11 protein-coding genes and 1 CRISPR repeat array (1 of these 12 only partly in view) are annotated in these 11962 nt (G+C 67.3%); of the genes, 10 read left to right on the top strand and 1 reads right to left on the bottom strand.

Features of this window, described 5'->3' with window-relative positions; genetic code table 11:
• Positions 1-123 precede the first annotated feature (123 nt).
• Both PARN5_RS0114675 and PARN5_RS0114670 read left to right on the top strand, forming a co-directional pair.
• Positions 124-522, top strand: a complete 399-nt coding sequence (locus PARN5_RS0114675; RefSeq protein WP_026155450.1) for a Zn-ribbon domain-containing OB-fold protein — start codon at positions 124-126, stop codon at positions 520-522.
• Positions 523-561: 39 nt separating this feature from the next.
• Positions 562-1026, top strand: coding sequence for a MaoC/PaaZ C-terminal domain-containing protein (locus tag PARN5_RS0114670; protein ID WP_018000531.1), 465 nt, complete (start codon positions 562-564; stop codon positions 1024-1026).
• A gap of 166 nt (positions 1027-1192) precedes the next feature.
• On the opposite strand, the gene PARN5_RS22240 is transcribed toward PARN5_RS0114670, so the two are convergent.
• A complete protein-coding gene (locus tag PARN5_RS22240; protein WP_198289609.1) occupies positions 1193-2131 on the bottom strand; it encodes a LysR family transcriptional regulator in 939 nt (312 codons plus the stop codon).
• A gap of 374 nt (positions 2132-2505) precedes the next feature.
• Between PARN5_RS22240 and PARN5_RS0114660 the strand changes: the two genes are divergently transcribed.
• The 8 genes from PARN5_RS0114660 to cas2e all read left to right on the top strand — a co-directional run bounded on the left by PARN5_RS0114660 (position 2506) and on the right by cas2e (position 11088).
• Positions 2506-5022, top strand: coding sequence for a CRISPR-associated helicase/endonuclease Cas3 (locus PARN5_RS0114660; protein ID WP_036744968.1), 2517 nt, complete (start codon positions 2506-2508; stop codon positions 5020-5022).
• Between the two features lie 307 nt (positions 5023-5329).
• Positions 5330-6811, top strand: coding sequence for a type I-E CRISPR-associated protein Cse1/CasA (gene casA, locus PARN5_RS22925; protein WP_018000528.1), 1482 nt, complete (start codon positions 5330-5332; stop codon positions 6809-6811).
• Positions 6808-7329, top strand: a complete 522-nt coding sequence (gene casB / locus PARN5_RS22920) for a type I-E CRISPR-associated protein Cse2/CasB (RefSeq protein ID WP_018000527.1) — start codon at positions 6808-6810, stop codon at positions 7327-7329. The genes casA and casB overlap by 4 nt, the downstream gene beginning before the upstream one ends.
• Complete coding sequence (gene cas7e / locus PARN5_RS0114645; RefSeq protein ID WP_018000526.1) at positions 7326-8429, top strand: type I-E CRISPR-associated protein Cas7/Cse4/CasC; 1104 nt, start codon at positions 7326-7328, stop codon at positions 8427-8429. The genes casB and cas7e overlap by 4 nt, the downstream gene beginning before the upstream one ends.
• Positions 8422-9126: a type I-E CRISPR-associated protein Cas5/CasD gene (gene cas5e, locus PARN5_RS22225; RefSeq protein WP_018000525.1), complete on the top strand. Its 705-nt coding sequence runs from the start codon at positions 8422-8424 to the stop codon at positions 9124-9126. The genes cas7e and cas5e overlap by 8 nt, the downstream gene beginning before the upstream one ends.
• Positions 9123-9857 carry a type I-E CRISPR-associated protein Cas6/Cse3/CasE gene (gene cas6e, locus PARN5_RS0114635; protein ID WP_018000524.1) on the top strand — a complete coding sequence of 245 codons (735 nt, stop codon included), beginning with the start codon at positions 9123-9125 and terminating at the stop codon, positions 9855-9857. Before cas5e ends, cas6e begins: the two co-directional genes overlap by 4 nt.
• A gap of 14 nt (positions 9858-9871) precedes the next feature.
• Positions 9872-10810: a type I-E CRISPR-associated endonuclease Cas1e gene (cas1e, locus tag PARN5_RS0114630; RefSeq protein ID WP_018000523.1), complete on the top strand. Its 939-nt coding sequence runs from the start codon at positions 9872-9874 to the stop codon at positions 10808-10810.
• The gene (gene cas2e / locus PARN5_RS0114625; RefSeq protein ID WP_018000522.1) at positions 10807-11088 is read left to right on the top strand and encodes a type I-E CRISPR-associated endoribonuclease Cas2e; all 282 of its coding nucleotides are present in this window, start codon (positions 10807-10809) and stop codon (positions 11086-11088) included. The genes cas1e and cas2e overlap by 4 nt, the downstream gene beginning before the upstream one ends.
• A gap of 85 nt (positions 11089-11173) precedes the next feature.
• Positions 11174-11962: a CRISPR direct-repeat array (repeat unit 29 nt; unit sequence CTGTTCCCCGCACGCGCGGGGATGAACCG); it runs 4364 nt beyond the window's last position.

The raw sequence follows: 11962 nt of genomic DNA, 5'->3' as shown, positions 1-11962 counted from the left end.
CTGCAAGCGCGGCGGATGCGCGCATGCCGTCGGAAGCCGCCCCTGCGCCGCATCCTGGAACCGAACCGCAGCAAGGCCCGACAGCCTTTCTGGGAAAGCGCGATGCTTCGAGGAGATGACCGAATGACTGAAATGTCCCGCCACGCCAATGGCGATTCCAATTCCTATTGGGAAGGCGCCCGCCAGGGCCGCCTGCTGTTCCAGAAATGCAAGGGCTGCGGCTCGGTCCAGTTCCCGCCGCGCCATCACTGCGCCGCCTGCTGGGAGGCCGACCTGGACTGGAGCGAAAGCAGCGGCGCGGGCGTGGTCGAAAGCTTCACCATCGTCCACCGCGCGCCGCTGGCCGAGTTCCGCGACCGCGTGCCCTATGTCGTCGCCTCGGTGATCGTCGAGGAAGGGCCGCGCATGCTGACCAATATCGTCGGCGAGGGCGCGCTTGAGGTCCGGGTCGGCGCCAGGGTCAAGGCGAGTTTCGTCACCGGCGCCGATGGCGAGACCCTGCCGCAATTCGTGCTGGCCTGAGCCCGGCGCAGAAAGTTTCAAGACGTCAAGGAGAGTGACATGAACGCACAGGTGCGTGGCAAATACTGGGACGATTTCGAGGTTGGCGAGGTGATCGTGACGCCGAAGCGGACGGTGACCTCGACCGACATCGTGAACTTCGCCTGCCTGTCGGGCGATTTCAACGAGGTCCATACCAACTGGGAATATTGCAAGGAAACCCAGTTCGGCGAGCCGATCGCCCATGGCCCGCTGGTCTATTCCATCGTCGGCGGCCTGCAATACGCCGCGGGGATCAATGACGGCACGCTGATCGCGCTGTTGCAGATCGACGGCTGGCGGATGCTGAAGCCGGTGTTCCACGGCGACACCATCCATGCCGAGATGACGGTTCTGGACAAGACCGAGACCAGCAAGGGTGACAAGGGCGTCGTGCAGATGAAGCGCGAGTTCAAGAACCAGAAGGGCGAAACCGTGCAGGAGATGACGGTCAAGATGCTCTACAAGCGCCGTCCGGCCGCCTGATCAGCGGCCGTCAGACCGCATAGGCGCAGCCTTTGGCTGGATGTTCCGTGCTGGCGGCATCCGGTCTGGCTGGCTCGGGTGATCGCCTCGGGGTTTTCGCGCACATGGCGCCAGCGCCGAGCAAGATGTCACGTCACCCGGCCGGTTCGCTTGGTCGGCATCATTCCTATCGGCTCGTTGCGGCGGGGCCGGTCGGCTGGGTATCAGGGCCGCGCGCGCCCACCCACACGCCCGTCGCGATCAGCTGCCCGACCTCGGCGCGCAGCAGATCCTGCACGCATTGCGCCGCCTGGCCCAGCGGTCGGGCGGCATTCCAGGCCAGGTTCGCGCGCCGCCATAGCCGTGGTCGGGCAAAGCGGCGCACGGAAACCAGGCCTTTCGCGGCTTCTTCGGCGACCGCATGCCAGGGCAGGACCGAGCAGCCATAGCCATCCGCCACCAGCCGCTTGATGCAGGGATAGGAGTCGATCTCGATCGCCGGATCGACCTGCAGGTTCTCGGCGCGCAGGCTGTGTTCGATCATGCGGCGCAGGCCGTGCGCCTCGCTGGGCAGGATCAGCGGGTTATCCGCCAGGATCGCCAGGCCCGCCTCGTCGCTGGTCGTGCCCGGCGGGGCAAGCAGCACCAGTTCCTCCTCGAGCAGGGGCGACGAGCGCAGGCCGGGCTCGCCGATCTCGCCGTAAAGCACGCCCAGCTCGATCCGGCCCTCGCGCAACCAGTCGCGGACGAAACCGCTCATCGCTTCGGCGACGACGATCTTGATGCGCGGATATTGCGCGCGTGCCTTGGCGATCAGCGGCACCGACAGGATGACGCTGATCGTGCCCGGCAAGCCGATCCGCACCACGCCCGAGGGCTGATCGCCCAGTCCGCGCAACTCTTCCTCGAGGCTGTGCATCTCGGCCAGCAGCCCGCGGGCGCGCGCAGCAAGATGCAGCCCGGCTTCGGTCGGGGTGACGCCGCCTGCGCTGCGCAAGAGAAGCGTGGTGCCCAGTTCCTCCTCCATCTTGCGGACATGCAGCGACAGGGCAGGCTGGGCGACCCCGAGGCTGGCGGCGGCGCGCGAAAAGGCGCCCTCATCCACGATGGCAACGAAATAGCGCATGTGTCGCAGATCCACATCGGCCTCATCGGTTTCGGATGCCGGATATAGAACCATGCCTTGCCCTGGATGGCGAGACGGCGCGCCTACCGGCGTCATCGTCGTGGCCGCCTTGAAGTGGCGGTGAAGTTCGGAAGCCATGCTGTCCCGGGCTCGTCATGGCACTTCACCCGGACAATCAGAGGGTCTGAGAGCGGCAAGACGAATTCGCGGAAGACGAGGATGGAGGTTTTCCAGCCTGGGCAGAGGTTGCGTCCGGTCTGTGCCTTACGGCACGGCCCGTATCGGGAAAATTTTAACATGATGCCCTCTTCCCTTCCCGCGACAAGACGGCATCATGAGAGGGAAGAGCAGCCTTTTTTGGAACACGGGCCTTCATGGTTTCTCATCTGTTGCATTGGCCCGGGAAAAGCGGCCGGAATGGCGGCCCCGAACATCCTGCCATATATCACATGCTTGACGTGGCTGCGGTTGCCGAGCGGCTTTTGCGCGGCGATCCTCTTTCCGACAGATGGAAGGCCGCGTTCGCGCTGCTCATCGCTCTGCATGATCTGGGCAAGATCGGGGCGGGTTTCCGTGCCATGATCCGCGAGGGTACCCCGCAGACCGCACGCCACTGGGAGCTGACCGAGGCCTGGCTGCTGGACGACCAATGGTTGCAGGACCGCTTGCAGGCCGATCCCTGGGCGATGCGCGCCTTGATCTCGGCCGTTGCGGGTCACCACGGGCGACCTTCCAAACAGGATGAATGCTTCTTTTCCCGAATGCGCAGTAGCGCGGGTGCGGAAGCGGCGGCGGACATTCCCGCGACCATCGAAGCTTTGGCCGGCCTTTGGCCGGAGGCATCGCTGGCGGGGTTGGATGAAATCGAGGCGACGCGCCTGTCCTGGTGGCTGGCCGGACTGACCACGGCGGCGGACTGGATCGGCTCGAATGCCGACTGGTTCCCGGCCAGATCGCCTGACCTGTCCCTGGCTGAATATCTTGCACTGGCGCGGGACGCTGCCGCGTTCCATGTGCCCGGGGCAGGCGTTGCCCAAGCGGCCGCCAGAGCCGGGGACCTGTTCGACTTCACCCTGCGTCCCATGCAGCAGGCGGCGGTCTCCGCACTGTTGCCTGAGGGGCAGATGCTGGCCTTCATCGAAGATGAAACAGGTGCCGGCAAGACCGAGGCGGCGCTGATCCTTGCGCAGCGCATGCTGCTGGCCGGGAAGGGCAGGGGGCTGTTCTTCGCGCTTCCCACCATGGCGACGGCGGATGCGATGTTCATCCGTGCCTCCGAGGTGGTCGGTCGCATGCTGGACCGACCGACGCTGACCCTGGCGCATGGCCGCGCGGGACTTTCGGTGCCGTTTCGCGACCTGCAGCATGGGTGCAGCCGCAGCGATGACGTGACCTGCACCGAATGGCTGGCGGATGACCGGCGGCGGGCGCTCCTGGCCGATGTGGGGATCGGGACGGTCGACCAAGCACTGCTGGCGGTGATGCGGGCGCGGTTTTCCGCGCTGCGGCTGTGGGGGCTGTCCTCCAAGATCCTGATCGTGGACGAGGCGCATGAAGTTTCGGGCGATGGCTACATGGCGATCCTGCTGGAGCGGTTGTTGCAGGCCCATGCCGCGCAGGGAGGATCGGCGATTCTGCTGACGGCGACCTTGCCGCTGGACGCGCGGGCGCGGCTGATGTGCGCCTTTGCCGAAGGAGCGGGCAGGGATTGGGCCACGGATCGCGACCCGGCCTATCCCGCACTGACGATTCCGGGAACGGACAAGCCACAGCCCGTTGCCGCGACGCCCAGCCCGAAGGGAGCGGTGAAGGTCGAGAGGCTGCCCGATGCCGAGGCGGCCGCCGATCTGCTGGCGCGTTTGGCGCAGGCCGGCGCGGCCTGCGTCTGGGTGCGCAATGCCGTCGACGATGCGATCGCCGCCATAGGTCTGCTGCGGGCGCGCGGGGTCGAGGCCTCGCTGCTGCATGCCCGTTTTGCGCTCTGTGACCGCAAGCGGATCGAGGCGGCGGAACTGGCGCGCTTCGGACGCAAGGGCAAGGGGCGGGCGGGCAAGGTGCTTGTGGCCACGCAGGTGGTGGAATCCAGCTTGGATCTGGACTTCGATGTGATGGTGTCCGACCTTGCGCCGATGGCCGCGCTGATCCAGCGCGCCGGGCGCTTGTGGCGTCATATGGACGAACGTCCGCAGGACCGGCGGCCCGTTTCCCGGCCGGTGCTGCATGTCGTCTCGCCCGATCCGGCCGAGGTGTCTGATGCTCGCTGGTTGCATCAGGTGCTGGATGGCGGCGCCTGGGTCTATCCGCTGGCCGAGCAATGGCGCACGGCCGACTTGCTGTTCCGGCGAGGCGAGATCGATGCGCCTTGCGGACTGCGCGAGCTGATCGAGGCCGTGCATGGCGACGGCGCGGTTCCGGTGCCGCCGGTCCTGGATGCAGCCGAGCAGGAGCGCATCGGCGAGGGCTATGCCCGCCGCTCGCTGGGCGATCAGAATGTCGTGGATCTTGCTGCGGGCTATCGGCTGGGCGCGGCAGGCGCTGACGATACCCGCTACCCCACTCGTCTGGGGCGCGAGACCCGCACATTGGCGCTGGCGCGCCGGGTGGGTGGCGTGCTTCGGCCGTGGGCGCAGGAAAAAGGGACGCCTGCGGAACTCTGGCAGCTCTCGGAACTGTCGGCTGCCAAGGTGCGGCTGGACCGTCTGCCCTTGCCGGACCAGTCGGCATCCGAGATCGTGGCGGCCACGCGCGATTGGCCGGACTGGCGGCGTGCGGCGGTGACGGTTTGCCCGGTGGACGAGGGTGGGGTCATCTGCGAAGGGTTGAATTATTCGGGGAACTCGGGCTTGATCTGGGCATCCCCGCATGCGCGGGGATGGGCCGACAGCACCTGATGCGTTTGCTTGGGCTTCTACCGGTTCCCCGCATGCGCGGGGATAAGACAGCACCTTAGGCGTTAGCTTAACATGACGATTGACGAGAGGTCGGAGAGTATGACAGCATGAAAAAGCCCCGTCCGCGAACGAACGGGGCTTCATCTGCGAAGATTGCCGCGCACGCCAATGCGCGGCCCGGTGAAGAGGGGTTAGATTAATGCGGAAAACACCCTAACATCCCCTTCGTGGGCGTGAGCATGCTACGCTTGCGCCTGCGAAGGGGCAATATCTACTTTCTTTTGTCGCTTTTATTGTCGGAGCCGCTGTGCCCCTCAATCTCATCACCGATCCCTGGATCCCGGTTCGCCGCTCGGATGGCGGTCCCCGCATCATCCGCCCCGACCAGATCGCCGAACCGGGCGTCGTCTTTCCTGACTGGCCGCGCGCCGATCTGAACATCGCCTGCCTGGAACTGCTGATCGGCCTCGTCTTTCTCGCCGATCCGCCCGCCAATGCGCAGGACTGGCGGATCCGCAAACCCGACGCGCAGCGCCTGCGGGAACGGCTCGCCCCGCTTGCGCCGGCCTTCAACCTGATGGGTGACGGTCCACGCTTCCTTCAGGATTTCGATCCGCTGGAGGGCGATCCGAACCCGCCCGACATGCTGTTCATCGACTCGGCCGGCGGCAATACGGCGCGCAACAATGCCGACCTGATGGTGCGGCGGTACCGCTATCCCGTGCTGGACCCGGCCCTGGCGGCGATGGCGCTTTATACGCTTCAGGCCCATGCGCCTTCGGGTGGGGCAGGGAACCGGACTTCGATGCGCGGCGGCGGGCCGATGGTGACGCTGGTCGATCCGGGCAAGGGAAGCCTTTGGGATCTGGTCTGGGCCAACGTGCCGGACGGCCGGCCCGCGGGACCGGAGGTGCTGCCCTGGATGCGCCCGACCCGCACCTCCGAAGGTAAGGGGTCCGAGGTCTATCCCGACGCCGCCCACCCGGCCGAGGCGTTCTTCGGCATGCCGCGCCGCCTGCGGCTGGTCGGGGAGGAGGCGATCTGCGGTGTGATCCAGAAGCCCTATGGCGCCAATTATGCCGGGTGGCAGCATCCCTTGACCCCCTGTTACCGGCAGAAGGCCGGCGCCGAACTTCTGCCCCTGCACCCCCGCGCCGGCGCTTTCGGCTATCGCAACTGGCTGGGCGTGGTGATGGAGATGCCTGGCGATGAGGCGGACCTGCGCCGCCGCGCGCCATGCCTGGACAGCTATGAGCGGCGGGTGCTGCCAAGGGACAGGGCGGGAGCCAGCGTCATCGTGGCCGGTTGGGCGATGGACAATATGAAGCCCAGGGACTTCACCTGGTCGCGCCAGCCGCTTCTGCCCCTGGAACACCAGGCTGGTCTGACTCTGATTGCCATGATCCAGTCGGCGGAAACCTTCGGCCTTGCCCTGCGCGGCGCGCTGAAGTTTGTGGCGGGCGAAGGCAGCGCGCTGGAGGCATTGCGCGAGGAATTCTTTAACGCGACGCAGGCCGGTTTCGAGGCCGGACTCGGCGAATTGCTGGTTGGCGCCCCGCCTGCCGACACTGCCGCGCGCTGGCTGCGGGGGATGGAGCAGGCGGCGCTGACGATCTTCGACCGGCAGGCTTTGTCGGGGCTGGACCAGCAACGGCCCGAAGCGATGGAGGAGATCATCCGGTCGCGCGAGGGGCTGCGGGCCACCTTCGCCGGGTGGAACAAGCTGGGCAGGGATGCCTATCAGAAGCTGGGCCTCGAACCTCGACCCCGCAAGAAGGAGGCCGCATGAGCGATGCGACGAAAAACCCCGGCCAGATCGTCTTTGGCTGGTGGAAGCAGCACCTCCGCCCTGACGACGACACCGGCCCGGCGCGGGCCTTGCGGGCAAGGCTGCGGCGGGCGGATCATGTCACCGACATTCTGGCCGAGGGCCGGGTGATCGAGCTGCACGACCGCCTGGCCGAGACGCCTTCGTGGCGCGCCGATCCGCTGGCTTTGGCCGCGCTGGCCCAGGTGCTGGCCCGTGTCGAGCGGCACGAGGGGCGGCGCATCGCCCAGGCTTTTGGCGGGGGCGATCCCAAGGCGCTCTCGACCCTGCGCTTTCAGCGGTTGATCCGTTCCGACGACCGGCAGGCACTGGCCACGGGCCTGCGCCGCGCGCTGCCGCTGGTCGGCCGGGCCTGCAATGTCGCGGCGCTGGCCGAGGACATCCTGTTCTGGGGCGAAAAGCCCCGTATCCGTTGGTGTTTCGATTATTACGGCGCTGCGCCTCCGCGCGAAGCCGCCGCCGAGGAGGAGACCGAATGACCACCTTTCTGCAATTTCACCTGCTGACCGCCTATCCTCCGTCGAACCCGAACCGCGACGATCAGGGCCGCCCGAAAGAGGCGCATTATGGCGGTGCGCCCCGACTGCGGTTGTCCAGCCAGTCGATCAAGCGGGCGGTGCGCATGTCTGACACATTCCAGCAGGCGCTGGCCGGGTCTTTGGGCGAACGGACCAAGCGGCTGGGCGAGGTGATCCGCAAGGCGCTGGCCGAGGACGGCGTCGATGCCGCCAAGGCGCGCGAGATCGCCGAGGCCGTGGCCAAGGTCTTTGGCAAGATCGAGCCGGTGGACAAGAAGAACCCGGATCTGGTCCGGGGCACGACCCTGGCCTTCATCTCGCCCGAGGAACGGGCCCATGCGCTGGATCTCGCACGCCGCGCCGCTGCGGGAGAGGGGCTGCCCTCGGACAAGGATCTGGCGAAAACCGTGCTGCGCAGCGCCGGCGGCGCCGTGGACATCGCCATGTTCGGCCGCATGCTGGCCGACAACCCGGATTTCAACCGCGAGGCCGCCGTTCAGGTCGGCCATGCCATCACCACCCACCGCGCGCAATCCGAGGACGATTTCTTCACCGCCGTCGACGATCTCAAGACCCGCGACGAGGATGCGGGCGGGGCGCATCTGGGCGAACATGCCTTCGGCTCGGGCGTCTATTACCTCTATGCCTGCGTGAACACCGATCTTCTGGTCGAGAATCTGGGCGGCGACCGCGAATTGGCGGCAAGGGGACTGGAGGCGCTGGCCCGCGCGCTGGCAACCGCCACGCCCAAGGGCAAGCAGAACAGTCATGGACACCATCCTCGTGCGGCCTATCTGCGCGCAGAGATCGGTTCGCTGGCGCCGCGCGACCTGACCGGCGCGTTTTTCAAGGCGGTAAAGGATGAGGACTTGCTGGATGGGTCGATCCGGGCGCTGGTCGATATGAATGCGCGCCTGACGACGGCTTATGGCGAGCCTTGCGAGCGCAAGAAGGTTCTCAACATCACGGGTGTCGAGCCGGGCCTGACCGAGGGCGAGATCGCCAGGAATATCGATGAAATCGCCGTCTTCGCGGCTTCGACGGTGGCGGCGGATGGCTGAGCATCTGGTCTTCACCCTGTGCGCCGCCCTGGGTGCCATGGGGGAACTCGCCGGGCATGAACGGCGCGGCTCGCTGACCTGGCCCGGCCGTTCAGCCGTGATCGGCCTGGTCGCGGCGGCCATGGGCATCCGGCGCGGCGACGACGCGGGCTTTGCCCGGCTCGATGCGCTGCGCATGGCGGTGGGGGTGATCGACGACGGGGTGCCGCTGCGCGATTACCATACGGTCGAGACCATCCCGACCGCCGCGGCGCGCAACCCCGACAGCCGTCCCGCGGCGCTGGCGCGTGCCGGACGCAATAGGAACACGACCATCACGCTGCGCGATTACCGGGTCGGCGTCGCCTATGCGGTGGCATTGTGGCCCGGCCCGGACTGGACCGGCGCACTGCAGGATCTGGCCCAGGCCCTGCGCCAGCCGGTCTTCACGCTTTATCTGGGCCGCAAGTCCTGCCCGTTGGCTGCACCGCCCGCGCCGCGTATCGTCGAGGTGGAAGGCCCCTTGCAAGCACTGGCATTGGCCGCTCGTCCGCCCTTTGGTCATCGGGACCCGCTGCGGCTGGTCGCCTCGGATCAGCCCCTGAGCCCTGCAGACGTGCCGGACAGCCGCAACGATCTGGCGGTCGAGCGCGCAAAATGGCACTTTGCGCAACGTCCCGTGTTCCTTCATCGGCCGGCGGCCGAGGGGGCGGCATGAGCCTTTATCTTTCGCGCGTGACCTTGGCGCACAATCCGGCGACCACGGCACTGAAGGCGCTGATCGACCCGATCGAGGGTCCCGCCCGTGACAGGCTGCACGACCCGGAGCGCGGCCGGATCATGGATGCGCATCACCGGCTGATCTGGGCGCTGTTCGCCGACGATCCCGACCGGCGCCGCGATTTCCTGTGGCGGGCCGAGGGGAATGGGCGCTTCCTGATCCTCTCGCCGCGTCCACCGGCAATGGATGGCGCAGGGCTGTTCGCGCCGCCCGAGATCAAGCCTTTCGCGCCGGATCTGCGCGTGGGTGATCGGCTGGCTTTCGTGCTGCGCGCGAATGCCACGCGGACGCGCAAGGCCGAACCCGATGCCCGCGCGAAGCGGGTCGATGTGGTGATGGACGCCTTGCATACGCTCCCTTCGGGACGTGAAAGCGACGCCCGGCGCCAGGCACGTCTGGCGTCTGCCGAAACGACTGGCGCTGGCTGGCTGGCGCGACAAGGCGCGCGTGCGGGATTCCAGCTCGCGGATTTCGCGGTGGCCGACTATTCGGTGGTGCCGCTGCCGGCCCATGTCGGCGCCCGCAAGGGCCAGCCGCAATTCGGCGTCATCGAGATGACCGGGCGCCTGACCGTCACCGACCCCGACGCCTTTCTCGCTCAGCTTGCCCATGGCTTTGGTCGCGCCAAGGCCTTCGGCTGCGGGCTGATGCTGATCCGCCGGGCCTGAGATGGGGCGCTGAGATGGCGATCCCGGGCCTGCCGCCGCCAAGGCCGATCCCGCTCAAGGATCGCGCCTCGCTGGTTTTCGTCGAGCGGGCGCAGCTGGATGTCCAGGATGGCGCCTTCGTCGCGGTCAATGCCGATGGGACGCGCACGCATATCCCTGTGGGCGGCCTTGCCGGGATCATGCTGGAACCCGGCGCCCGCATCAGCCATGCCGCGGTGGCTCTTGCCGCCAGGGTGGGAACCCTGATCACCTGGGTGGGAGAGGCTGGGGTGCGGCTTTATTCCGCTGGCCAGCCCGGTGGCGCCCGGTCCGACCGGCTGCTCTGGCAGGCCTCCATTGCGCTTGATCCCGCGGCCAGGCTGCGCGTGGTGCGCAAGATGTATCAGATGCGCTTTCGCGAGCCCGCGCCTGAGCGCCGCTCGATCGACCAGCTTCGCGGCATCGAAGGGGTGCGGGTGCGCAAGGCCTATGAGCTTCTGGCCCAGTCCCACGGCGTCAACTGGAAGCGCCGGCGATACGATGTCGCGGATTGGGAGGCGGGCGACGTGCCGAACCGCTGTCTTTCCGCAGCGACCGCCTGTTTGCACGGCCTGACCGAGGCGGCGGTCTTGGCCGCGGGCTATGCCCCGGCCATCGGCTTCCTGCATACCGGCAAGCCGCTGTCCTTCGTCTATGACATTGCCGATCTCTGGAAGCTCGAGACTGTCGTCCCCGAGGCTTTCCGCATCGCCGGCCTGCATGCGCGCGGCAAGCTGGACATGCCGCCCGACCGGGCCGTGCGACTTGCCTGCCGCGATGCCTTTCGCCGCACCGGCCTTTTGGCGAAGATCATCCCCGGGATCGAGGAGGTGCTGGCGGCGGGCGAGCTGCCGCGGCCCGAGCCGCCGCCGGATGCGATCGGCCCGGCTTTTGATGACGGCGCCGGTTCGGGGGACGAAGGGCATCGCGGATGATGGTCGTCGTCCTGAACAATGCACCACCCCGCCTGCGCGGCCGCCTTGCCGCCTGGCTGCTGGAGGTGAGGGCGGGAGTGTATGTCGGCGACTATTCCGCCAAGACCCGGGCCCGGATCTGGGAGCAGGTCGAAGCCTATATCGAGGGCGGAGATGCGGTGATGATCTGGAAGGCGCCCACGGATCAGGGATTCGAGTTTCTGACCGTCGGCCGCAACCGCCGGATGCCGGTCGATTTCGACGGATTGAAGCTGGTTTCGTTCTATCCACGCGAATAGCCGGTTGCTGCGCCAGAGCGGGGCAACAATCGGTGCCCCGATTGACATCGTGAATATCATTGCGGCACAAAGACTTCCAGGAAGTCTGTTCCCCGCACGCGCGGGGATGAACCGCCGCTCTGCGCTGTGGTCTACGAGACCCGCGACTGTTCCCCGCACGCGCGGGGATGAACCGCCTGCCTGACCTTTCGTTCGGCCTTCTGCCGGCTGTTCCCCGCACGCGCGGGGATGAACCGCCCGCTGGGCTTCGCGGCGCTTTACCAGCAGACTGTTCCCCGCACGCGCGGGGATGAACCGCCGCGGCGCTGGCCGGTGTCCGGGCCTTCGGCCTGTTCCCCGCACGCGCGGGGATGAACCGCGGGCGCTTAGGGCGTTCATGGCCCGGCGGAGCTGTTCCCCGCACGCGCGGGGATGAACCGGGCGACGGGCTCTATCACGTCGCTTGCCCGCCCTGTTCCCCGCACGCGCGGGGATGAACCGAACACGACCGATGTGACCGTTCCCGACTGTGACTGTTCCCCGCACGCGCGGGGATGAACCGGCGCTGAGCGCGGCCAGCCTATCGGCTCGCCCCTGTTCCCCGCACGCGCGGGGATGAACCGACCCTTCGCAGCCCTGCCGACGAAGACGACGACTGTTCCCCGCACGCGCGGGGATGAACCGAACCCCCTCGGCGGCGTCATAGACCCCGCCAACTGTTCCCCGCACGCGCGGGGATGAACCGCCCAATGTCCCGAGCCAGCAGGTCCAGGCCACCTGTTCCCCGCACGCGCGGGGATGAACCGGTTTACGCGGTTGACAAAGCGGCGCTGCCGGTCTGTTCCCCGCACGCGCGGGGATGAACCGGGGCTGACAAAACTGCCTTTTAGCACGT

Origin of the sequence: Paracoccus sp. N5 (assembly GCF_000371965.1) — a bacterium.
Lineage (GTDB): Bacteria > Pseudomonadota > Alphaproteobacteria > Rhodobacterales > Rhodobacteraceae > Paracoccus.
Note: the sequence above shows the minus strand (reverse complement) of the source record. Positions and strands in the feature narration are given on the sequence as shown.